This window comes from Streptomyces sp. NPDC053079 (assembly GCF_044546695.1).
Classification (GTDB): domain Bacteria; phylum Actinomycetota; class Actinomycetes; order Streptomycetales; family Streptomycetaceae; genus Streptomyces.
The window spans coordinates 206465-227394 of sequence record NZ_JBITZJ010000009.1; the positions used below are offsets into that span (position 1 = coordinate 206465).

Sequence of the window (20930 nt, forward strand, 5' to 3'; positions counted from 1 at the left end):
GATGGGATGTGGGTGCGGTGAGGTTGCTGCCGAACGCGAAGGAACGCAGGATGGCGCTGGGCGTCGGCGCCGTACTGGCCCTGGTCGCCGCCAACGGCCCGGCCGCCACCGGGTTCGCGGAACGGGCCTGGCACGCCTACACCATCAACCAGCGGGCCTACAAGGCCCGGTACGGGCACTGGGACGTGGTGGACGTGCCCGAGAGGTTCCGCGTCAACGCCATCCACGCCGCGCTGCTGCGCACCGGAAAGGTGCTGCTGATCGCCGGGTCGGGCAACGACGAGAAGAACTTCCGGGCCGGAACGTTCCAGAGCGTCCTGTGGGACCCGGTGCGCAACACCTTCAAGCTGGTCCCCACGCCCAAGGACATGTTCTGCGCCGGCCACGCCCAGCTGCCCGACGGCAGGCTCCTGGTGGCCGGCGGCACCGCGCGCTACGAGAAGCTCACCGGCGACGTGCGGCGGGCCGGCGGCGCGATGCTGGTGAAGAACGAGAACCCCGACGCCCCCCGGACCTTCCCCGCCGGCACCGTCTTCGTGGGCTCCTCCGGCAAGCGCTACCGCTCCCAGCTGGCCGTTCTCGTGCCGCGCGCGACGAAGACCATCACCGAGCAGGACAAGGACGAGGGGAAGAAGCACAAGGGCAAGGGGAAGCACAAGGGCAAGCGCAAGGCCGTCAAGAAGAAGGTCACGGTCACCGCCGCCCAGGCCCGGGTGTACGTGGAGGCGCTCACCGAGGGCGAGGACGGCATCACCCACACCGCCGACCAGTACCGCATCCAGGGCCTGACGGGCCAGGACGCCCACGACCTCTACGGACTCGCCGCCAAGCTGGGCCTGGACAAGAAGGACTTCCAAGGGCTCAAGGACGCCTACGAGTTCGACCCCATCGCCGAGCGCTACGTACCGGTCGACCCGATGTCGGAGGCCCGCTGGTACCCCACCCTGGTGACCCTGAAGGACGGGCGGGTGCTGACCGTCTCCGGCCTGGACGACATGGGCGAGATCATTCCCGGCAAGAACGAGATCTACGACCCCGCGACCCGCAGCTGGTCCGCCGGCCCCGACCGGTACTTCCCCACCTACCCCGCCCTCTTCCTCACCGGCGGCGGCCGGCTGTTCTACTCCGGCTCCAACGCCGGCTACGGCCCCGCCGACCGGGGCCGCACACCGGGCCTGTGGGACGTGGGCACCAACGCCTTCGAGCCCGTACCCGGCCTGGAGGAGCGGGACATGACGGAGACCTCGGCCTCCGTGCTGCTGCCCCCCGCCCAGGACCGGAAGGTGATGATCCTCGGCGGCGGCGGGGTGGGGGAGTCCCACCGCTCCAGCAAGCGCACCGCGATCGCCGACCTGAGCGCCCCGGCCCCCCGCTACACCCGCGGCCCCGACCTGCCCCGGCCCACCCGCTACCTCAACGCCGTACTGACCCCCGACGACAAGGTCTTCACCACCGGCGGGTCCGGCGACTACCGCGGCAAGCGCGGCTCCGACATCCTGCACGCCCAGTTCTACGACCCCCGCAAGCGGGCCTTCCGCAACGCCGCCGATCCCACCGTGGGCCGCGACTACCACTCCGAGGCGCTGCTGCTGCCCGACGGGCGGATCGCGGTCTTCGGCTCCAACCCCCTCTTCGCGGACAAGGCGGGCACCCGCATGGGCGCCTTCGAGAAGCGCATCGAGGTCTACACCCCGCCCTACCTCTACCGCCACCACCGTCCCGCCCTGCGCACGGGGCCGCTCGTGGCCGCGCGGGGCGAGACGCTCACCCTGCCGGGCACGGACCGGCGGGGGGTGGCCGCGGTGCGGCTGATGCGGCCCAGTGCGGTGACGCACGCGACGGACGTGGAGCAGCGGTCGGTCGCGCTGACGCTGCGGGCCGCGGGGGGCGGGGCGGTGGCCGTGGAGATTCCCGAGGACCCCTCGCTGGTGCCGGCCGGGTGGTACATGATCTTCCTCGTCGACCGGGCCGGGACGCCGTCGCGGGCGGCTTGGGTGCACATCCGCTGACGTCCCGGCCGGCGGTCACCGGGTGGGGGCGGGCCTCGTCGTCGCCAGACCCAGCGCGTACTCCGACCACCAGCGGCCGGCCTGCGGCGCGCCCCGGCAGGTGCCGTCCGATTCGCCGGGGCGCTTGATCCAGACGAAGGCGTCGACGCGTGGGTCGCCCGTCGCCGTCGTGGGGGGCGTACCCAGCGCCCGGCCCGGCGGGTTGCACCACGACTCGTCCCCCGAGCCGGGCGGCGCGGGCGGCAGCGGGCCATTGCCGTTGCGGCTGGTGTCGATGATGAAGTGGGCGCCGTTCAGCCGGTCCGAGAGCCGGCCGCCGTAGTCGAGGGTGACGGGCGTGGTGTGGAAGTTGGAGACGTTGAGCGCGAAGCCGTCCGCCTCGCCGATCCCCGCCTTGCGCAACGCGTCGGCCAGCAGCTGCTGGTCGGAGATCCAGCCCGGGTTGCCGGCGTCGATGTACACCGAGGTGCCCCGCCGCTCCTTGAACGCCCGTACCGCGTCGGCCAGTAGCCCGAGCCGCCCCTCCTTCGCCTCCGCCGGCAGACAGCCCGTGGCCCACTGCGCCACCGCGTCGGGCTCCAGGACCACCCAGGCCCGGTGCTCGCCGATGCCGGCCGCGGCGCGGGCCACCCACGCCCGGTAGGCGGCGGCGTCGCGCGCGCCGCCCGAGGAGTACTGGCCGCAGTCGCGGTGCGGGACGTTGTACGCCACCAGGACGGGGATGCGGCCGGCGCGTTCGGCTTCCTCGACGACCGCGGAGACCTGCCGCACCGGGTCCTCGCTCGTCATCCAGACGGCAGTGGGCTGTTCCGCGATGCGCCGCACGGCCTGCGCGTCCTCGTCGCGCCCCCGCTCCTGCCAGATCCGCGCCTGCTTGGCGGGCCGGTTGGCCGGCTCGGCCCAGAAGGGGGACACCGGACCGTCGGTGACGTTCGAGGCCGTCGCGGCCCCCGCGCCGAGCGGCAGGCACACGGCGCACGCGCCTGCCAGTAGGGCGGCACCGCGCCGCGCGCCGCCCGCGAAGCGGGTCGTACGAGACCTTGCCATGAGCACCACCTCTCCCACCGGGTGTCGGAATGTCTCCCCGCACCGGGATGTGGCGTCCCGTCAGTTCCTGCTCCGCTGCCCCGTACGGGGGTCGGGGTTGCTCCGAGGGGAGGGCTGTGCTGACGCAGTGTCAGGCAGTGCCGAGGACCTGCGCCAGGTCGTAGCCGACCGGCTCCTCCAGCTGCGCGTACGTGCACTGCCGCGGCTCCCGGTCGGGGCGCCAGCGGCGGAACTGGGCCGTGTGCCGGAAGCGGTCGCCCTGCATGTGGTCGTAGGCAACCTCCACCACGCGCTCGGGGCGGAGCGCGATCCAGGACAGGTCCTTCTTGCCGGTCCAGCGGCTGGGGCCGCCCGGCAGCCGGCCGGCGGCCTGCGCCTCGGCGCTGGCCCACTGCTCCCAGGGGTGTCCGGCCACGGACGGCATCCGCAGCGGCTCCAGCTCCTCCATCAGCTCCCGGCGCCGACGCATCGGGAACGAGGCGCAGACCCCCACGTGCTGCAGGTGCCCGGCGTCGTCGTACAGGCCCAGCAGCAGCGAGCCGACGACCGGGCCGCTCTTGTGCGGCCGCAGCCCCGCGACGACGCAATCGGCGGTCCGCTCGTGCTTGACCTTCACCATGGCGCGCTCGCCCGGCAGGTACGGCAGGTCCGGCGGCTTGGCGATCACCCCGTCCAGGCCCGCCCCCTCGAACTGCTCGAACCAGCCTTGGGCCACCTCCAGGTCGTAGGTGACGGGGGCGGTGAAGAGCGGGTCGCGGGCGCCGCCGAGGGCGTCCGTCAGGGCGTCCCGGCGCTCGCGCTGGGGCGTCGCCAGCAAGGACTCGTCGCCCAGCGCGAGCAGGTCGAAGGCGATCAGGCTCGCCGGGGTCGTCTCCGCCAGATGGCGGACCCGGGAGTCGGCGGGGTGGATGCGCTCCAGCAGGGCGTCGAAGTCCAGCCGGCCGCCGCGGGCGATGACGATCTCCCCGTCCAGGACGCAGCGCGGCGGCAGCTGGCGCAGCAGGGTCTCCACCAGCTCGGGGAAGTAGCGGGTGAGCGGCTTTCCGGTGCGGCTGCCGATCTCGATCTCGTCGCCGTCGCGGAAGACGATCGCCCGGAAGCCGTCCCACTTGGCCTCGTACTGCATGCCGGGCGGGATCGCCGCCGCCGGCTTGGCCAGCATCGGCTGCACGGGAGGCATCACCGGAAGGTCCATGACCCTTCGATTGTGCGGGCGGCGACCGGGCGGCGCCCGCCGACGGGCGCCGCCCTCCCGTTCGGCCTAACGTGACACGCATGGCAGACACCCTGGAGCTCACCGTCGGCGAGCGGACGGTACGCCTGTCCCACCCGGACAAGGTCTACTTCCCCGAGCGCGGGTTCACCAAGTACGACGTCGCCCGGTACTACCTCAGCGTCGGCGACGGCATCCTGCGCGCCCTCAAGGACCGCCCCACCACCCTGGAGCGCTACCCCGACGGCGTGGAGGGGGAGTCCTTCTTCCAGAAACGGGCGCCCAAGAACCTCCCCGAGTGGATCCCCACCGGCCGCATCGCCTTCCCCAGCGGCCGCTACGCCGACGAGATCTGCCCCACCGAGACCGCGGCCGTCCTGTGGGCGGCCAACCTGGGCTGCCTCACCTTCCACCCCTGGCCGGTGCGGCGCGCCGACACCGACCACCCCGACGAGCTGCGCATCGACCTCGATCCGCAGCCCGGCACCGGCTACGCCGAAGCGGTCCGCGCCGCGCTCGAACTGCGGGACGTGCTGTCCGGTCTCGGCCTGACCGGCTGGCCCAAGACCTCCGGCGGGCGCGGCCTGCACGTCTTCGTGCCCATCACCGCGGACTGGACGTTCGTCCAGGTACGCCGGGCGGCCATCGCCGTCGCCCGCGAGCTGGAGCGGCGGGCGCCGGAGCGGATCACCACCGCGTGGTGGAAGGAGGAACGCGGAACAAAGATCTTTGTCGACTACAACCAGACCGCCCGCGACCGCACCATCGCCAGCGCATACTCCGTGCGCCCGCGTCCGCATGCCCCCGTCTCCGCGCCGCTGCGCTGGGACGAGGTCCCCAGCGCCGTTCCCGAGGACTTCGACCTGGCGACGATGCCGGCCCGGTTCGCCGAAGTCGGCGATGTGCACGCCGACATGGACGCCCGCCCCTGCGGGCTGGAGGCGGCGCTCGAGCTGGCCGCGCGCGACGAGCGCGAGCACGGCCTGGGGGACCTGCCCTACCCGCCCGAGCACCCCAAGATGAAGGGCGAGCCCAAGCGCGTACAGCCCAGCCGCGCCAAGAAGCCGCCGGACACCGAGGGCTGACGGCCGGTCGTTCCCCCGTAGGGTCGTTCCCCCGTAGGGAGGGCAGGGCGTCGAACACGCCCGTGCGAGGACGCCGGGGTGGAACAGACTCGGGCCCGTGCCCCAACCGTCCGCCTCGCACCGGCTCGAACGCCTCCTCGTGCTCGTCGCCGCCTTCGTCGTCGCCCTCGGGCATCTCGCCTCGCCCGCTGCCGCCGCCGTGGCCGTCCGCGGACCGGTCCTCGACCGGGACTTCCCCGATCCCGACATCGTCAAGGCGGGGCGCACGTACCACGCCTACGCGACCAACGGCGACGGAAAGCACGTCCGGCACGCCACATCGACCGACCTGGTCCACTGGACGGTCGCCGGAGCCGACGTGCTGCCCGCCCTGGGACGCTGGGCCGAGCCCGACAGCGGGAAGGTGTGGGCGCCGGAGGTGTACGCCAACGGCCACGGCTTCACCCTGCAGTACACCGCCAAGGACCGGGCCAGCGGCAGACAGTGCGTCGGTGCCGCGCTGTCCCCGTCACCCGACGGCCCCTTCGCGCCAGCCGGCGACGGGCCGCTCGTCTGCCCCGTCGAGGACGGCGGCGCCATCGACGCCTCCAGCTTCACCGAGCACGGCCGCCGCTACCTGCTGTGGAAGAGTGACGGCAACTGCTGCCACAAGGACACATGGCTCCACCTCCAGCCCGTCTCCCGGGACGGGACCCGCACCACGGGCCCGGCCGTCCGGCTGCTCAAGCAGGACCAGCCGTGGGAGGGCGAGGTCGTCGAGGCGCCGACCCTCGTCAAGCGGGGCGGCCACTACGTGCTGTTCTACTCTGCGAACTCCTACGACGGTGACGCCTACGCGACGGGCTACGCCCTGGCGGACAGCCTCACCGGCCCGTACACCAAGGGCCCGCGGCCCCTGATGAGCACGGACTCCCTCGGCGGCACCGTCCGGGGCCCCGGTGGCCAGGACGTGGTGACCGGCCCGGACGGACGCGACCGGATCGTCTTCCACGGCTGGCGGCCCGGCCCTCCGCACCGCTACCGGGCCGTGTACACGGCCGGGCTCGGCTTCGACGGCGGCCGGCCCGTCGTACGGGGCGACTGACCGCTTGCCGCACCGTCAGCCCCACTTCTGGCGTTGCGAGCGGTCGCACGAGAGAGCCTGAAGGCCGGCGACGCCGTCGGCGAGGCAACGCCCCGTCGCCTTGCTTCTGACCTCGACGGACTCGTCGGACGAGGCGGTGAGCGACCACGACTGCGCCGTCGACGGGGCAAAGGAGCAGGAAGCGACCCGCAGCCCCGCGTCGTCGTGGGCCAGACACGCGCCCGTGGCGTGGTTGCGCAACTGCCGGGTGCCGTCGGGGAACGGGTGGACCGTCCACCGCTGGTAGCTCATGCCGTTGCAGGCGTACGAACGCAACTGCTTGTCCAGGCTGTGGTCCAGACAGGCGCCCGTGGCCCGGCTGACGAAGATGCGGACCGCGTCGGACGGACCCCTGTGCTGATCCGGAACCGTCCCGGCGCCCTTGCCCAGGGTCCGCGCCGGCGTGCGGGAACCGCCGGCGTCCCCGGAGTTCTGCGGGAGGGCGAGCGCCGCGAGCGCCGCGCCGAGCAGCGTGCCGCCGACGAGCCCGGCCGCGGCGTGTGCCCACCGCCCTCGCGGGCGCACACCCGTCGCGTCCGGGGCCGGTGCGGAGGCGGGGGCGGGCGCGTCGGCGGGACGGGGCTGGCTCCGGTCCGCCGCCTCCCACAACGCCCGGTACTCCGCCGGGTCCGCTCCCAGGGCCCGGCACAGATCACGGACCGCGGCCCACGGCGGAACAGTTCTTCCCTGGAAGTACCGCGACAGCGATGAGTCGCTGATCGGCACCTCGCTCTCCAAGGAGCGCAGCGTGCGGCCGGAACGCCGCTGCAGGGCCCGTAACGCGACTCCCAGCCGCTGCGCCGGGGTGCCGGACTCGTCGCCGCCGGCCATCGCCGACCCCTTCCTCGCACGTACGCCGTCGCTGTCCCGGCAGGCGGTCCCGACGACCGTCCCTGTCCCGGGACAAGTCTGTCCCAGCAGGTCAGAACCCTAGGGATCCCGACCTTGGTGAAGCAAACGGGACATTCTTGCGAGGGGTGAAGTCCCCACCGCAGACTCGGATCACCGGCTCCGAGGCCCGGGCTGCAACGCCCGTAGCGCCGACGCCTACGCATCGGTCCACGCACCGCCCCGGGCATGTCCGGGCGCTTCGACAGCGCCCCGCCGTACGGACGCCGCATCACCCCTTTCACCGACACGGGAGACAACCATGTCCAACACCAGGATCAACCGCTGGAGAATGGCCGCCCTGACCGCCGTCGTCTGCGCGGGATCGGTGGCCCTGGCCGCCCCGTCCACGTCCGCGGCCCCGGCAGCCGCGTCCACCACCGTCACGCGCCCCGCGGACCACCACCGGGTCGCGCCGGCCGCGGCACCCGCCCTCACCCGGGCCCAGGTCCTGGAGCGGGCGAAGACCTGGCTGACCGCCAACAACGGCCGCCCCGTCCCGTACAGCCAGAAGAGGTACTGGAAGGACGGCTACCGGCAGGACTGCTCCGGCTACGTCTCCATGGCCCTGCGCCTGCCGCCGCCCGGCCCCAACACCGTGACGCTCAAGAAGAAGGCCTACACCCGTCAGATCGCCATGAAGGATCTCGCCCCGGGTGACCTCGTCATCAAGGCCAACAGCGACAGCGCCGACTTCCGCCACGTCGTCATCTTCGACGGCTGGGCCAACGCCGCCCACACCGCCTACAAGTCCTACGAGCAGGCGGGCGGCGTCGGTACGCGCTGGAAGCAGCACTCCTACGGGGTGAACGGCCGCGACGGGTACCACGCCTACCGCCCGGTCAACATCACCGGCTGACCCCGGGGGCCCCGGCTCCCGGGGCCCCTCTCCCACCACCATGTCTTCCGGAGCCCCCATGCGCTTCGTATGCGGCCGGGAGTTCCCCTACGTTCTCGACGACCCCGCGTGGGCGGAACGCCATGGCTACGGGCGCGCCGAACGGGAGCGCGAGCGGGAGGAGGCCCGGCGGGACCCCAATGGCCTCTACGTCCGGTCGCTGCCTCCGCACCGCCGGCCCCAGGCCCTCGCCGCGGCCAACGGGCCCCGCCCCAGGGGCCTGCTCGCCACCCTCCCCTCGGGCGGCAGGATCCAGCGCAGCGACCAAGGGTGCGTCGCCGGCTGGGCGCGGTGCATGCGGGAGGCGGGCCATCCGTACGCGACACCCGGACAGGCGCGGTGCGCCCGCCGGACCGGGTTCGGCGCGCTCGTCCAGCGGCTCGACGACCACCACGGCGCGGGACAGGGCCAGGAAGTGAACGACAACGTCTCCTCCCACAAGTGGGTCGACGCCTGCTGAGGTCGTGACCGGGGGAGTGGGGAGACGCGGAAAAGATCTTTGTCGACCTCGACCGGCGGCCGAATGGTCGGCCATCCGGGCCGTCATCTTGATTTGTGTTTAGGTCGACATTTCATGTGGAACCTGGGCAATGCGTGATCCACTTCGCATCGAGGGAGTTCCCATGTTCCGTACATTCGCGATCCGCAGCAGGAAGGTCTCGGCCGGTGTGATCGCGGCCGCCGCCCTCGGCGGCTCCCTGCTCGCCGTCCCCGCCCAGGCCGCCCCGCCGACCCGGCCCTACGGCACGGTCGTCGCCGGCTCGGGGATCGTCGAACGCGCCTACCCGAGCACCGACTCCTCGGTGAGAGGCATCCTCAAGTTCCACGGCCAGGCCGCGCTGCGCTGCAAGGTCCGCGCGCAGGACGTGGGCGGCAACCCGGTCTGGTACCTGCTGCGGGACCGTGCCACCTGGGTGGCGGCGAAGTACATCGAGAACACCGGGGAAGTGCCGGTCTGCAAGGCCGTCAACCACAAGGCCCTCGACGACGCTCCGGAGACCCGCGCGGCCGTGGGGTGACGGGTCGTCACGGGGCCGTGGCGCCGGGGGGTCCGGACGGGGCCGGACCCCCCGGCGCCACAGGAACGCCGTCCGCGCATCCACCGCCAGTACGGCTATGTGGGCCGATGCCGGATTTAACGGGGTCGGGAGGCGCAAGTGGTGGGGAAAGGCGGCCGCACCGCCCGGACCGGCGCCTAGAGTTGCGTCACGGGCTCTCGTTTCGGCCGGAAGGAAGAACGCGTTGGACCACGCGACCCATGGTTGTGTCCTGCTGCTCGACGGCACCCCCGACGGGCGGCGGGGCGCCCTGCCGAACCCCACCGCGCACGCCATCGCGGGCGCGGGACCGCGCCAGTTCCTCGCCGCCGCCTCCGCCGACGTGGTGCAGCTCCCCGCCATGGCCGGACCCCAGAGCGTCCTCGCCTACCTCCAGGACGCGGCCCGGGTGCCCGGGCCGCTGCTGGTGTGGGTCACCGGGCACCTGATGGTCCCGGCCCGGCGGAGCACGGAACTGCACCTGGCGCTGCGCGAGAGCACCGCCGCCACGGTCCGCTACACCGGCCTGCCCTGGGAGTGGCTGACCCGGGCGCTGCGCGAGCACACGGGCCCGACCCTGCTCCTCGTCGACGCCGAGGCCGACGCCCACACCTGGCCGCACCTGGCGGCCGCCGCCCACGACGGGCGCCTGGCCGGGGGCCTGCCGGTCTGCGGAGTGGTCACCCCCGCTCCAGGCAAGCCCGCGCAGGAGGCCGGGCCCTACACCCGCTCCTTCCTCACCGCCCTGTCCGTCGGCCACCCCGCGGCCGGGCCCACACTCGACCCCGCCGTGATCCACCACCTGGCGCTCACCCAGGCCTCGCTCCCCGAGGGCTTCCTGGCCCTGCAGTCCGGCACCGGCGGACCCGTCCTCGCCAACCGGGCGGCACCGGCGCCCGCCGCCGCACCCGTCGCCCCCGCGGCCCCCGCGCCGCCGGTGGCGGCCGGCCCGCCCCCGGCGGCCGCGGTACCCCCGCCGCCGCGCGAGGAGGAAGACCCGCTGCCGCGCATCCTCGCCGCCGCCCAGGCCGGCCGGCACAACGAGGCGGGGGCCATGGCCGCCGCCTGGGAGCAGCAGGCGCTGCGCCGCCACGGCCCGCACAGCCCCGAGGCCGGGCTGTGGATCGAGGTGCGCGCCGACCTCGCCCGCCTCGCCGGCGACCACCCGCGCGCCGCCGAGCTGTGGATGTCGGCCGCCTCCACCCGGCTGGCCCGGGGCGGCCCCGCCGACGCCGAGGCGCTCGCGGCGCTCAGGCGGGCCCACTACTGCTGGCAGCACAGCGGTGAGCGGGCGCCCCGGCTGGCGCCCGCCCTGCTCGCCCTGTGGGAGCAGGTGCCCGACAGCGTCGAGGCCGCCGCCGACGTCCGCGCGCGCCTGCAGGAGGCGCCGCCCACGGTCTCCCGCTGAGCGCCCTCACCGCCCGCGGTCGGCCGTCCACCAGCGGGCCTTGTACATCCCGCCGCGCAGGAGCGTGCGCGTGCCGTCCGGGCGGTACAGGAACAGCCGGTCGGTGCACCAGGTGCAGGGGTTGCCCGGATCGGGCCGGGCGACCAGCACCTGCCCGCTGGCCGGGTCGTCGCCGACGCTCTTGACGCCCGGGCCGCTGATCCTGGACTGGAGGGGGTACGACACGAACTCCCGGTCGGACGTCGCGTACTGGTACACCGCCGAGGCGGTGGTCACCCACAGCCGCCCCCGGCTCCCCAGCACGGGGGCCAGGTCGTGCCCGCCCCGGCTGGGCAGCGTCACCCGCCGCACCACGCTCAGCTCCGGCTCCTCGGGCGTACCGCCGACCTGCAGGGCGACCAGCTGCCGGCTGCCCAGGGCCCACAGCAGCCGGGTCCGCGGATCCCAGTGCACTCCGTGGGCCCCGGCCAGCGACACCTGCGCGTGCTCCGTGGCCCGCGAGCCGGTGGAGGCGGCGTACAGCCGTACGTACCCGCCCGTGCTGACCGCCACGGCGACGTTGCCGTCGGGCAGCAGGTCGATGCTGTGCGCGTTGCCCGTGCCGGTGTCGGCCGCCCAGTACACGGCGCGGCCGGGATAGCCCACCACGGCGGCCAGTCCTCCGGAGGCCGTCACCAGCAGATACCGCCTGCCGTCCAGGTCCCGGACCTTCGCCTCGCTCGGATTGGTCCACGTCACGTCCGGGCGCAGGTCCTCCAGGCCCGCCCGGCCGTCGGCGCTGAAGGACCACAGCACCCCGGGGTCGTCGCTCCCGGCGTCCCAGCTCGCCTGCCGCGCGTCGAGCACGTACACGGCCCGCGTCGCCTGGTCGGCCGCCACGATCGGCGAGGCCGGCGCCGCACCCGCCCACGTCGTCCCGCTCCGCTCCCCGGCGGTCGCCACGCCGCTCGTCGCGGTCATCAGCACCGCGAGGACGGCGGCCAGCGACCGCCCCACCACCGAGCCCACGCGGGCTCTGCCACCCCTAGGTCCACGCACGCCGCACAGCGTCGGCCGCGCACCGCGCCGGGCCGCGACGCCACGCCCGCGTGTCAGGCGAACGGGTGGCGCCCCGGCCCGGATGCTGGGCCGGACGGGTGAATTCGGCGGCGTGGCGCGCTGCTCACACGCGTTCGGGGGGAGTTTGACTTCGGGACAAAAGCGCTCAAAGGCAGGGTGGGTGTGCAGCCGATGACGACGACGGAATCCGTATCAGAGCAGTTCCCCGTGCGTTTCTGGGACGTGCCGGACCTACGGGGCCTGGACTTCGACCCCTTCATGGCCGAACGGCTGCACGAGGAGCCGATCTCCCGGATCAAGCTGCCCAACGGGGAGGGCCACGCCTGGTTCGTGACCCGGTACGAGGACGTCAAGTTCGTCACGTCCGACCCCCGCTTCAGCCGGCAGGCGGTGCTCGGCCGCCCGATCACCCGGCTCGCCCCGCACTTCATCCCGCTCGACGAGGCGGTGGGCTTCGCCGACCCGCCCGAGCACACCCGGCTGCGCAAGGCCGTCGCACGGGCCTTCACCGCGCGCAGCCTGGAGCGGCTGCGCCCCGCGGCCCAGCGGGCCGCCGACGAACTCCTGGACGAGATGGAGCAGGAGGGGCCGCCCGCGGACCTGATGGAGCATCTGCACGGTCCCCTGCCCCTGGCCGTGATCAGCGACGTGATGGGCGTCCCCGCGCACGACCGGCCGCAGATGGCGGAGTGGACGAACATCCTGCTGTCGGCCGGCTACGGCCGGGAGGAGAGCGAGCGCGCCAAGACGGGGATGGCGGCCTACTTCACCGAGCTGCTGGAGCGCCGCCGCGCCGAGGTCAGCGACGACCTGATCGGCTACCTCGCCGAGGCCACGCTGGAGGGCGAGCTCAGCATCGAGGAGGCCGTCGCCATCGCGCTGCTCATCCAGGCCAGCGCCGCCCACGCCGTGCGCAACAACAGCGGCAACATGGTCTACGCCCTGCTCACCCACCCCCGGGAGCTGGCCCGGCTGCGCGCGGAGCCCGAACTGCTGCCGCAGGCCATCGAGGAGCTGCTGCGCTACATCCCGCACCGCAACGCCGTCGGGCTCGCGCGCGTCGCCACCGAGGACGTCGAGGTCGGCGGCGTGCTGATCCGGGCCGGGGAGGTCGTGCACTCCTCCTACCTGACGGCCAACCGCGACCCCGAGGTCTTCGAGCGCCCGGACGAGCTCGACTTCGACCGCAAGCACAATCCGCACCTGTCCTTCGGGCACGGACCGCACTTCTGCCTGGGCTCGATGCTGGCCCGGCTGGAGTCCGAGGTCATCCTCTCCAACCTCCTCGACCGCTTCCCCGACCTGCGCCTCGCGGAGCCCCTGGACAAGATCCGGTGGCAGCGCAGCGCGCTCATCCGGGGGCCGGAGACCCTGCCCGTCACCTGGTGAACGCCGCCTCGGCCGCCCCGAAAGGCCCCGCACCATGACGCTTCTGAGCGCCCCCGACGGCCTGGTCGTACCCCCCGGCGGGGGCCGGATCCTGCACACGCCCGCCCAGCACGTGACCTTCAAGGTGACCGGCGAGCACTCCAGAGCCGCCTCCAGCTTCGAAGTGGTCGTACCGCCCGGCTTCGACGTGGGCGCCCATCTGCACACCCGCAGCGAGGAGCTGTTCTACGTCCTCGAGGGCGAGCTCGACGTCCTCGCCTTCGAGCCGCGCATCCGCACCCGTCAGAACTGGCGCGAGTGGGAGTCCCCGACGGGCAAGCGGTGCGTGCGGGCCGCCGCCGGCACCGTGATCGTCGTGCCGCCCGGCTGTCCGCACGCCTTCGCCAACCCCACCGGCGAGCCCGCCCGGATGTTCTTCCAGGCGTCGCCGCCGCCCGACCACGAGCGCTACTTCGAGGAGCTCTTCGACATCCTCAACTCCGGTCCGCACGTGGACGAGGAGGCCGTGGCCAAGCTGCGCGAGCGCTACGACATCGAACAGCTCACACCACTGCGGATGACCCCTCCGGCAGGTGGAGGCGCCGCTCCCCGGGCGTGATGCGCAGGTCGTTGATGCTGGCGTAGCGGCGGCGCATCAGGCCGCGGGCGTCGAACTCCCAGTTCTCGTTGCCGTGGCTGCGGTACCACTGGCCGTCGGCGTCGTGCCATTCGTAGGCGAAGCGCACGGCGATGCGGTCCCCGGAGAAGGCCCACAGCTCCTTGCGCAGCCGGTAGTCGAGCTCGCGCTCCCACTTGTCGCGCAGGAACCGGACGATCTCGGCGCGGCCGGTCAGGAAGACGTCGCGGTTGCGCCACTGGGAGTCCTCGGTGTAGCCGAGGGCCACGCGCTCGGGGTCGCGGCTGTTCCAGGCGTCCTCGGCCGCCCGGACCTTCGCCAGGGCGGTGTCGGCGGTGAACGGCGGGAACGGCGGCTTGCTCTCGGACATGACTCTCCCCTGGTCCGTGCGGAGCGGAGAACGATCGTTCTCCGGTGATGTGCTGTAGCGTAGGAGAACGATCGTTCTCACGCAACAGGCAAGGGAGAAGGCGCCATGGACACAGCCGTGCGGGCGGAGGCCGGGGCCCGGGTGCTCGACGCGGCCGAGGAGCTCTTCTACGCCCGGGGCCTGCAGGCCGTGGGCATGGACGCCGTCCGCAGCGCCTCCGGGGTCTCCCTCAAGCGCCTCTACCAGCTCTATCCGTCCAAGGACGCGCTCGTGGAGGCGTACCTGCGCCGCCGCGACGAGCGCTGGCGCGCGGCCCTGGCCCGCCACGCCGGCGCCCGGCCCGCCGGCCGCGAGCGTCTCCTGGCGGTCTACGACTGGCTCGGACTGTGGTTCGCCGAACCCGGCTTCCGCGGCTGCGCGTTCGTCAACTCCTTCGGGGAACTGGGCGCCACGGTGCCGGCCGTGGCCGAGGCGGCGCGGGCGCACAAGGAGGCGTTCCGCGCGTACGTGGGCGAACTCGTCGCGGAAGCGGGGGCGCCGGGGCGGCTGACCGCTCCTCTCGTGCTGCTCGCCGAGGGGGCGATCACGACGGCGGCCCTCACCGGGGACGCGGGCGCGGCCGCCGATGCGCGGGAGGCGGCGCGAGCGCTGCTGGATGCCGCTGCCTAGGCTCGTGCCGGGGGCTCCGCCCCCGGACCCCCGGTCCTCAATCGCCGGACGGGCTCAAATTGAGCCCGTCCGGCGATTGAGGACAAGAAACGGTGAAAGGGCGGGGCCGGGGCAAGATCAACACTGGAAACCCAGTCGTGTCATCCGACCGCCCCAAGGAGCAGCCCGTGTACCGCCTCACCTACGACGACGTCCGGCGCGCCGCCACCCGCCTGGACGGCCACACCCGCCCCGTCGTCGTCACCCCCGCCGGCCCCCACCGCTGGCTCGCCCTCGAGCAGATGCAGCACACCGGTTCGTTCAAGGCCCGCGGCGCCCACAACTTCCTGGCCGCGCACCGCGAGGCGGGCACCCTGCCGCCGGCCGGGGTGACCATCGCCTCGGGCGGCAACGCCGGACTGGCCTGCGCGTGGGCCGCCCGGCTCCTGGGCGTGCGGGCGACCGTGTTCCTCCCCGAGAACGCCCCGCACGTCAAGGTCGCCAAGCTCCGCGGCTACGGCGCCGACGTGCGCCTGGTCGGCACCGAGTACGCCCAGGCCCTGGCCGCCTGCGAGGAGTTCGCCGCGAAGACCGGCGCCCTGGCCAGCCACGCCTACGACCACCCGCTGATCGCGGCCGGCGCGGGCACCCTGCTCGACGAGATCCGGGAGCGGGTCCCCGGCCTGGACACCGTCGTCGTCGCCGTCGGCGGGGGCGGGCTCTTCGCGGGCGTGGCCACCGCCGCCCGCCACCACGGCGTTCGGACCGTCGCCGTCGAGCCCGAGAACTGCCGCGCCCTGAACGCCGCGCTGCGCGCCGGGAAGGTCGTGGACGTGGCCGTCGACTCCGTCGCCGCCGACGCGCTCGGGGCCCGACGGGTGTCCGCGGCCGCGCTGGCCGCCGCGCAGGACGGGAGCGTGACGTCCGTGCTCGTACCCGACAGCGAGATCGTCCGCGCCCGCCAGACGCTGTGGGACGACCGCCGGCTCGCCGTCGAACACGCGGGCGCCACCGCCCTCGCGGCCGTCGGGGCGGGGGAGCGCGGTGCCTATGTCCCCGCGGCGGACGAGACCGTGGCCGTGGTCGTCTGCGGCGCCAACACCGACCCCAGCGACCTCGTGCAGCGCTAGCGGACCACCCGTCCGGCCCCGGCAACACCCCCGGAGGTGAAGGCGTTCAAGGCCCTTCACTCATTGCGGACTCTCCGGTAGAAATGCGGCAGTCACGCAGATGGGGGAGACAGGATGGATACCGAGCACACGGCGTCGCCGCCCGAGCCCGTCGAAGATCCCGGGGAGTGCGCGGGGTTCGTCGCCATCTCCGTACGGCTGACCGGGTTCGAGGAGTTCGACCTGCGGGCCACCGGCCTGGTCCGGCTCTACCACGACACCACCCTCGCCCAGGTGGGGCGGGCGGCCGTGGGCCGCTTCATCGACGATCTGGCCGCCGCCGGGGGAGACCCCGACGGCCTCGCCGACGCGACCTCGCGCGACATCGCCCGGGCCGTCACGCACCTGTGGTACCTGGGCGTCTGGCCGCAGCTCTCCCGGCCCGTGCACGCCGCGCTCGGCCGGGAGCACGCCAACACCGCGTTCGTGGTCTCTCCCGAGGCGTACACCGAGGGCCTGGTCTGGCGGACCTTCCACGGCCACCCCCCGGGCGCGAAGGCGCCCGGTCACGGCACCTGGGCCGCCCCGCCGCCCGGCGCCCCGGCCCGGCCCGCGCAGGGCGCCGCGTGAGCGCCGCACCGCGACCCGGCGCGGACCGCTACGACGTGATCGTCGCCGGCGCCGGCCTCGCCGGCTCCCTCGTGGCCAAACAGCTGGGCGACCAGGGCTGGCGCGTCCTGGTCCTGGAGGCCGGCACCCGCACCCTGGACACCTGGCCGGGCCACCTCGACGCGATGAACACCTACTACGGGGCGCTCGCCAAGGTCCCCAACGCGCCCTACCGGCCCAACGCCGCCGCCCCCTCCCCGGACGTCCTCGACCTGGTGGGCCTGCCGGCCGGCGGCTACCGGGCGAACGGCTACTTCGTCCAGAACGGCGCCCTGCCCTACGCCAGCGACTACCTGCGCGCCACCGGCGGCACCGCCCTGCACTGGATGGGCCTGGTGCCGCGCATGCTCCCCGACGACTTCGCCACCCGGAGCCGTTACGGCTACGGCCGGGACTGGCCGCTGGGCTACGACGACCTGGAGAGCCACTACCGCGCGGCCGAGCGCCTCCTGGGCGCGGCCGGCGACGCCGCAGAGCAACGCGACGCCCTCGGGCTGCCCTTCCCGCCCGGCTACGTCTACCCGATGCACGAGATCCCCCGCACCTACCTCGACCGGGTGCTCGCCGCCCGGCTCGACGGCGCCACCGTCCACGAGAGCCCGGACGCGCCCGCCACCACCCTGCGCGTGGTCACCACCCCGCACGCCCGCAACAGCACCCCCGACCCGCGCTACGACGGCGGCGCCGGCCACCGCCCCGCGGGCGCGGCGGGCCTGCCCAACTACGGCGAACGCTGCGTCGGCAACGCCTCCTGCGTCCCCATCTGTCCCGTCCAGGCCAAGTACAACCCCCTCAAGACCCAGGCCACCTGGAGCCACCGGGTCACGCTTGTCCCCCACGCCGTCGTCAGCCGGGTCCTCGCCACCGGCGGCGGCCGTGTCTTCGGCGTCGAGTACCAGTGCTACGACGACCCGGCCGCCCCCGTGCACACCACCCGCACCGCCGAGGCGGACATCGTCGTCCTCGCCGCCCACTCCATCGAGAACGCCAAGCTGCTCCTCGTCTCGAAGCTCGCCAACAGCAGCGACCAGGTGGGACGCAACCTCATGGACCACCCCACCCTGCTCACCTGGGGGCTGCTCGACCATCCGGTGGGCCCCTTCCGCGGCCCCGGCTCCACCTCCGGCCTGGAGAACTTCCGCGCCGGTCCCGCCCGCAGGACCCGCGCGCCTTTCCGCATCGAGATCGCCAACTGGGGCTGGAGCTGGCCGGTCGGCTCACCGGGCAGCGACGTCGCCCGGCTGCTCGGCATGGGCGCCGACTCCGACCAGCCGCGCGGCAAGGGCCTCTTCGGACGCCGGCTGCGCGAGGCGCTGGCCCGCGACGTCGGCCGCCAGTTCTGCCTGCAGTTCGCCATGGAACAGGACGCCGAGAGCCGTAACCGCGTCACCGTCGACCCGGGCGTGCGCGACCGGCTCGGCAACCCCCGGCCCGTCATCACCTACGACCTGTCCGACCGCGTCAAGCGCGGCATGGCCGCCGCGAAGGCCGTCTCCGACCAGATCTTCCGGCTGCTCGGCGCCGAGGACCACACCGCCTATGCCCCCGGCCCCCTCGCCCCCGGCTGGTTCCGCCACGCCGACCGCGACTTCGTCTACCAGGGCGCGGGCCACGGCGCCGGCACGCACATCATGGGCGAGGACCCCGCCACCTCCGTGGTCGACCAGTGGCAGCGCTGCTGGGACCATCCCAACCTGTACGCCGTCGGCTGCGGCAGTATGCCCTCGATGGGCACCTCCAACCCCTCGCTCACCATGGCCGCCCTCGCGCTGCGCAGCTGCGAACAGATCCACCGTGACCTCAGGGAGCTGCACCGCCCCAGGTCCGTCCGCCCCGTCGCGGCCGCCCGGCAGCGGGAGGGACGGTCATGACCGCGCCCTCCGTGCTCCGGGAGCCACCGTTCCGGGTGCCGCGCGACCGTGCGGACCTGCAGCTGTTCCTGCAGGCCGCGCTGGCGCTGGAACACCTGACCGTCCCGCCCTATCTGACGGCCATGTACACGCTGCGGGCCGGCACCAACCGGCCCGCCTTCTACGCGATCCGGGCCGTCGTGCTCGAAGAGATGCTGCACATGACGCTCGTCGCCAACCTCCTCAACGCGGTCGACGGCACGCCGCTGGTGGCGAACTCGCAGTTCGTCACCGGCTACCCCGCCCAGCTGCCCTACAGCAGGGACCGCATCACCGTCGCCCTGCGCCACTTCGGGACCGAGGCTCTGGAGACCTTCCTGCGCATCGAGCAGCCCGAGTACCTGACCGGGCCGCCGGGTCACCCCTCGGCGGCCGGGGACGAGGGCTGGACCTCCATCGGGCAGTTCTACGACACCATCCGCGAGGGGGTGCTGCGGCTGACGGCGGAGCTGGGGGAGCGGCGGCTCTTCAGCGGCGACCGGGCCCGGCAGGTGGGTCCCGAGCACTTCTACAACTCCGGCGGCGAGGTCTTCGCGGTCACCGGCCTGGCCTCCGCGCTCAAGGCGCTGAAGGTCATCACCGAACAGGGCGAGGGCGTGAGCATGACCGTCTTCGATTCCGACGACCAGATCTTCGGCGAAGCCAGGGAGCCCGCGCACTACTTCCGGTTCAACGAGCTCCTCCAGCAACGCGCTTACGGGCCGCACGACACCCCCGCCACGGGGCCGACCGGCCCCGTCGTGGAGGTCGCCTGGCGCGACGTCCACCCCATCGACCCCGAGGCCAAGGTGGCTCACTACCCACGCGGCAGCGCCGTGCGGCGGGCCGCCGAGGAGTTCAACGAGGTGTACGCCCAGCTGCTGTGCGTCCTCGAGCACGCCTTCACCGGCGCCCCGGCCGAGGTCGGGGCCGCGGCGCCGGTGATGCTGCGGCTGCGGGACCTCGCCGAGCGGCTGTACCGCAATCCGCACCCGGACCCCGCGAAGAGCGCGCGGGGCCTGTACGCGAGCCCGACCTACGAGGTCACTGACCGGCACTTCGAGCGGGCGCGGGCGGCCCTGGCGCGGTAGCGGCCGGCGGAGCCGCGGTCCTGGGCGGCGGGGCGACGGTGCGCTCGACCGGCGGCGCGGCCGTCCTCGGCGGCGGCGCGAGGGTGCGTTCCACCGGGGGCGCCGCCGTCCTCGGGGGCGGTGCGGCCGTACGTTCGACGGGCGGAGCCGCGGTCCTCGGGGGCGGGGCGACGGTGTGTTCGACCGGCGGTGCCGCCGTCCTCGGCGGTGGGGCGATGGTGTGTTCGACCGGGGGAGGTGCCGTCTTCGGGGGCCGCGGCGCCGACGTCGTGTGGACGGGCGGTGCCGCCGAGGCCGTGCGCGGGGGCGGCTGGGAGACCGGCGGGGCCGATCGGGTCGGCGGCTTGCTCGTGACGGACGGCGGCACCATGGGCGAGCCCGTCCTCGGCGGCGCCGTGCGCGAGGGGCTGGGCGGCGCGGTGGTGGGCGGCCTGGAGGTGGCGGTTCCGCCGCTGGACGGAGGACGGGAACCGGAGGATGACCCTCCAGTCGGAGTGCCGGACGGAGTGTCGGACGGAGTCCCGGAGGGGCTCCCCGAACCGCCCCCGGAGCCCGACCGGGACGGCGTGGGGGCGGGCGGCAGGGGCACCGGGAAGGTCTTGGAGTCGTCCGCGCCGTCGCTGCCCACCGGGCGGTCGAAGCCCTTGTCGGGCTGGTAGGCGTCGACGAGCGGGAGGGTCTTCATGGGCCCCTCGTCCAGGGGCCTCGCGGTGATGACGGTGACCTGCGAGTTCTGGAAGCTCTCCCAGTGCTGCCCGGTGTACGTGGACGCCATGCGGTCGACGTTGTTCTCGGGCTGCAGCAGCGGATTGCCGCAGTTGCACTTGACCGCGGGGTTCCGGTACGCGTCGAAGAGCAGCGCGGTACCGACCTGGACGACGGACAGATACGAGACCGTCTTGCCGTCCCCCTGGTAATTGTGGTTCCTGACCAGGGTGTCCACGAGCACATGGCCCTCGCTCAGGCCCTTGACGTGCTCCTCGATCTTGTCGACGGGGATCTTCCGGATCTTGGCCCAGGCCGCCGCCTTGGCGGGGTCGCGCAGGAGCTCGGTGACCAGCTTGCTCTTGTCGCAGCGGGTCTTGCCCGGGGTCCCGCCGATGACCCCCCGGGCCTCGGCCGCCTTCTCACCGCTGCGGGGCAGCGCCTTGACCCCCTGCAGATCGGTGCCCGGCGCCGGTATGAACGCACCCGGCGCGATCACCCCCGCGGCTTCCAGGGCTATCTCGGCGACCATCTTCTTCGAAGCCTTCGAACAGCCCGCCGCCCCCGCGCCGCCCAGCAGCGCGCAGACGGCCAGCAGGGAGACGATCCTCATCCGTTCGCGCCTCACAGCGCACACCCCCCGATAGCCGGTTCACGAATTCCGACGGTTCAGTCCG

The 20930-nt window shown here is 73.7% G+C and carries 20 protein-coding genes; 14 read left to right on the top strand and 6 right to left on the bottom strand.

The genetic code is table 11. The features are described 5' to 3' along the window. Positions 1–50: 50 nt before the first annotated feature. Positions 51–2009: a galactose oxidase-like domain-containing protein gene (locus ACIGXW_RS30830; RefSeq protein ID WP_399576175.1), complete on the top strand. Its 1959-nt coding sequence runs from the start codon at positions 51–53 to the stop codon at positions 2007–2009. A gap of 15 nt (positions 2010–2024) precedes the next feature. Here the strand turns inward: ACIGXW_RS30830 and ACIGXW_RS30835 are convergent, their stop codons facing one another. Together ACIGXW_RS30835 and ACIGXW_RS30840 are read right to left on the bottom strand one after the other, a co-directional pair. Continuing rightward, a complete protein-coding gene (locus tag ACIGXW_RS30835) occupies positions 2025–3056 on the bottom strand; it encodes a glycoside hydrolase family 6 protein (protein WP_399576176.1) in 1032 nt (343 codons plus the stop codon). Between the two features lie 130 nt (positions 3057–3186). Continuing rightward, positions 3187–4251: an ATP-dependent DNA ligase gene (locus tag ACIGXW_RS30840; RefSeq protein ID WP_399576177.1), complete on the bottom strand. Its 1065-nt coding sequence runs from the start codon at positions 4249–4251 to the stop codon at positions 3187–3189. A gap of 80 nt (positions 4252–4331) precedes the next feature. Here ACIGXW_RS30840 and ligD point away from each other — a divergent pair, with 80 nt between their 5' ends. After that, entirely contained in the window at positions 4332–5354 is a 1023-nt protein-coding gene (ligD, locus tag ACIGXW_RS30845) for a non-homologous end-joining DNA ligase (RefSeq protein WP_399576179.1), read from the top strand. A gap of 97 nt (positions 5355–5451) precedes the next feature. Further along, positions 5452–6438 (top strand): glycoside hydrolase family 43 protein, encoded by a 987-nt coding sequence (locus tag ACIGXW_RS30850; RefSeq protein WP_071966846.1) that lies wholly within the window; start codon positions 5452–5454, stop codon positions 6436–6438. A 15-nt stretch (positions 6439–6453) separates the two neighbouring features. Here ACIGXW_RS30850 and ACIGXW_RS30855 read toward each other — a convergent pair whose 3' ends face one another. Further along, the gene (locus ACIGXW_RS30855; RefSeq protein WP_399576181.1) at positions 6454–7308 is read right to left on the bottom strand and encodes a helix-turn-helix domain-containing protein; all 855 of its coding nucleotides are present in this window, start codon (positions 7306–7308) and stop codon (positions 6454–6456) included. A 319-nt stretch (positions 7309–7627) separates the two neighbouring features. Here ACIGXW_RS30855 and ACIGXW_RS30860 point away from each other — a divergent pair, with 319 nt between their 5' ends. From ACIGXW_RS30860 to ACIGXW_RS30875, 4 genes are all read left to right on the top strand, one after another. Continuing rightward, complete coding sequence (locus ACIGXW_RS30860; RefSeq protein ID WP_399576182.1) at positions 7628–8224, top strand: hypothetical protein; 597 nt, start codon at positions 7628–7630, stop codon at positions 8222–8224. A 58-nt stretch (positions 8225–8282) separates the two neighbouring features. Beyond that, positions 8283–8723 (top strand): hypothetical protein, encoded by a 441-nt coding sequence (locus ACIGXW_RS30865; RefSeq protein ID WP_399576183.1) that lies wholly within the window; start codon positions 8283–8285, stop codon positions 8721–8723. Positions 8724–8886: 163 nt separating this feature from the next. Next, positions 8887–9282 carry an SH3 domain-containing protein gene (locus ACIGXW_RS30870; protein WP_399576185.1) on the top strand — a complete coding sequence of 132 codons (396 nt, stop codon included), beginning with the start codon at positions 8887–8889 and terminating at the stop codon, positions 9280–9282. Positions 9283–9505: 223 nt separating this feature from the next. Beyond that, positions 9506–10708 (top strand): hypothetical protein, encoded by a 1203-nt coding sequence (locus ACIGXW_RS30875; protein ID WP_399576187.1) that lies wholly within the window; start codon positions 9506–9508, stop codon positions 10706–10708. A 6-nt stretch (positions 10709–10714) separates the two neighbouring features. On the opposite strand, the gene ACIGXW_RS30880 is transcribed toward ACIGXW_RS30875, so the two are convergent. After that, positions 10715–11746 (bottom strand): DUF6528 family protein, encoded by a 1032-nt coding sequence (locus ACIGXW_RS30880; RefSeq protein WP_399576188.1) that lies wholly within the window; start codon positions 11744–11746, stop codon positions 10715–10717. Positions 11747–11938: 192 nt separating this feature from the next. Here ACIGXW_RS30880 and ACIGXW_RS30885 point away from each other — a divergent pair, with 192 nt between their 5' ends. Continuing rightward, the gene (locus ACIGXW_RS30885) at positions 11939–13156 is read left to right on the top strand and encodes a cytochrome P450 (RefSeq protein WP_399576189.1); all 1218 of its coding nucleotides are present in this window, start codon (positions 11939–11941) and stop codon (positions 13154–13156) included. 34 nt (positions 13157–13190) lie between these two features. Next, a complete protein-coding gene (locus ACIGXW_RS30890) occupies positions 13191–13754 on the top strand; it encodes a cupin domain-containing protein (protein ID WP_399576190.1) in 564 nt (187 codons plus the stop codon). Here ACIGXW_RS30890 and ACIGXW_RS30895 read toward each other — a convergent pair. After that, the gene (locus ACIGXW_RS30895) at positions 13699–14142 is read right to left on the bottom strand and encodes a DUF1348 family protein (protein ID WP_399576192.1); all 444 of its coding nucleotides are present in this window, start codon (positions 14140–14142) and stop codon (positions 13699–13701) included. The two genes, ACIGXW_RS30890 and ACIGXW_RS30895, sit on opposite strands and share 56 nt — an antisense overlap. Positions 14143–14247: 105 nt before the next feature. Here ACIGXW_RS30895 and ACIGXW_RS30900 point away from each other — a divergent pair, with 105 nt between their 5' ends. The 5 genes from ACIGXW_RS30900 to ACIGXW_RS30920 all read left to right on the top strand — a co-directional run bounded on the left by ACIGXW_RS30900 (position 14248) and on the right by ACIGXW_RS30920 (position 19548). After that, positions 14248–14811, top strand: coding sequence for a TetR/AcrR family transcriptional regulator (locus tag ACIGXW_RS30900; protein ID WP_399576193.1), 564 nt, complete (start codon positions 14248–14250; stop codon positions 14809–14811). Positions 14812–14978: 167 nt separating this feature from the next. Next, positions 14979–15920 carry a serine/threonine dehydratase gene (locus ACIGXW_RS30905; RefSeq protein ID WP_399576405.1) on the top strand — a complete coding sequence of 314 codons (942 nt, stop codon included), beginning with the start codon at positions 14979–14981 and terminating at the stop codon, positions 15918–15920. A 114-nt stretch (positions 15921–16034) separates the two neighbouring features. Beyond that, a complete protein-coding gene (locus tag ACIGXW_RS30910) occupies positions 16035–16529 on the top strand; it encodes a hypothetical protein (protein WP_104531795.1) in 495 nt (164 codons plus the stop codon). Next, positions 16526–18439, top strand: coding sequence for a GMC family oxidoreductase (locus ACIGXW_RS30915; protein WP_399576194.1), 1914 nt, complete (start codon positions 16526–16528; stop codon positions 18437–18439). The genes ACIGXW_RS30910 and ACIGXW_RS30915 overlap by 4 nt, the downstream gene beginning before the upstream one ends. Next, positions 18436–19548: a ferritin-like protein gene (locus ACIGXW_RS30920; RefSeq protein ID WP_399576195.1), complete on the top strand. Its 1113-nt coding sequence runs from the start codon at positions 18436–18438 to the stop codon at positions 19546–19548. Before ACIGXW_RS30915 ends, ACIGXW_RS30920 begins: the two co-directional genes overlap by 4 nt. Here ACIGXW_RS30920 and ACIGXW_RS30925 read toward each other — a convergent pair. Next, a complete protein-coding gene (locus ACIGXW_RS30925) occupies positions 19502–20866 on the bottom strand; it encodes a DUF6777 domain-containing protein (RefSeq protein ID WP_399576196.1) in 1365 nt (454 codons plus the stop codon). The two genes, ACIGXW_RS30920 and ACIGXW_RS30925, sit on opposite strands and share 47 nt — an antisense overlap. Positions 20867–20930 lie beyond the last annotated feature (64 nt).

Coding starts and splice junctions, on each gene's coding strand:
- ACIGXW_RS30840 (WP_399576177.1), bottom strand. CDS start 4,251: ATGGACCTTCCGGTGATGCCTCCCGTGCAGCCGATGCTGGCCAAGCCG.
- ACIGXW_RS30910 (WP_104531795.1), top strand. CDS start 16,035: ATGGATACCGAGCACACGGCGTCGCCGCCCGAGCCCGTCGAAGATCCC.
- ACIGXW_RS30895 (WP_399576192.1), bottom strand. CDS start 14,142: ATGTCCGAGAGCAAGCCGCCGTTCCCGCCGTTCACCGCCGACACCGCC.
- ligD (WP_399576179.1), top strand. CDS start 4,332: ATGGCAGACACCCTGGAGCTCACCGTCGGCGAGCGGACGGTACGCCTG.
- ACIGXW_RS30870 (WP_399576185.1), top strand. CDS start 8,887: ATGTTCCGTACATTCGCGATCCGCAGCAGGAAGGTCTCGGCCGGTGTG.
- ACIGXW_RS30860 (WP_399576182.1), top strand. CDS start 7,628: ATGTCCAACACCAGGATCAACCGCTGGAGAATGGCCGCCCTGACCGCC.
- ACIGXW_RS30925 (WP_399576196.1), bottom strand. CDS start 20,866: ATGAGGATCGTCTCCCTGCTGGCCGTCTGCGCGCTGCTGGGCGGCGCG.
- ACIGXW_RS30900 (WP_399576193.1), top strand. CDS start 14,248: ATGGACACAGCCGTGCGGGCGGAGGCCGGGGCCCGGGTGCTCGACGCG.
- ACIGXW_RS30920 (WP_399576195.1), top strand. CDS start 18,436: ATGACCGCGCCCTCCGTGCTCCGGGAGCCACCGTTCCGGGTGCCGCGC.
- ACIGXW_RS30830 (WP_399576175.1), top strand. CDS start 51: ATGGCGCTGGGCGTCGGCGCCGTACTGGCCCTGGTCGCCGCCAACGGC.
- ACIGXW_RS30835 (WP_399576176.1), bottom strand. CDS start 3,056: ATGGCAAGGTCTCGTACGACCCGCTTCGCGGGCGGCGCGCGGCGCGGT.
- ACIGXW_RS30885 (WP_399576189.1), top strand. CDS start 11,939: ATGACGACGACGGAATCCGTATCAGAGCAGTTCCCCGTGCGTTTCTGG.
- ACIGXW_RS30890 (WP_399576190.1), top strand. CDS start 13,191: ATGACGCTTCTGAGCGCCCCCGACGGCCTGGTCGTACCCCCCGGCGGG.
- ACIGXW_RS30865 (WP_399576183.1), top strand. CDS start 8,283: ATGCGCTTCGTATGCGGCCGGGAGTTCCCCTACGTTCTCGACGACCCC.
- ACIGXW_RS30855 (WP_399576181.1), bottom strand. CDS start 7,308: ATGGCCGGCGGCGACGAGTCCGGCACCCCGGCGCAGCGGCTGGGAGTC.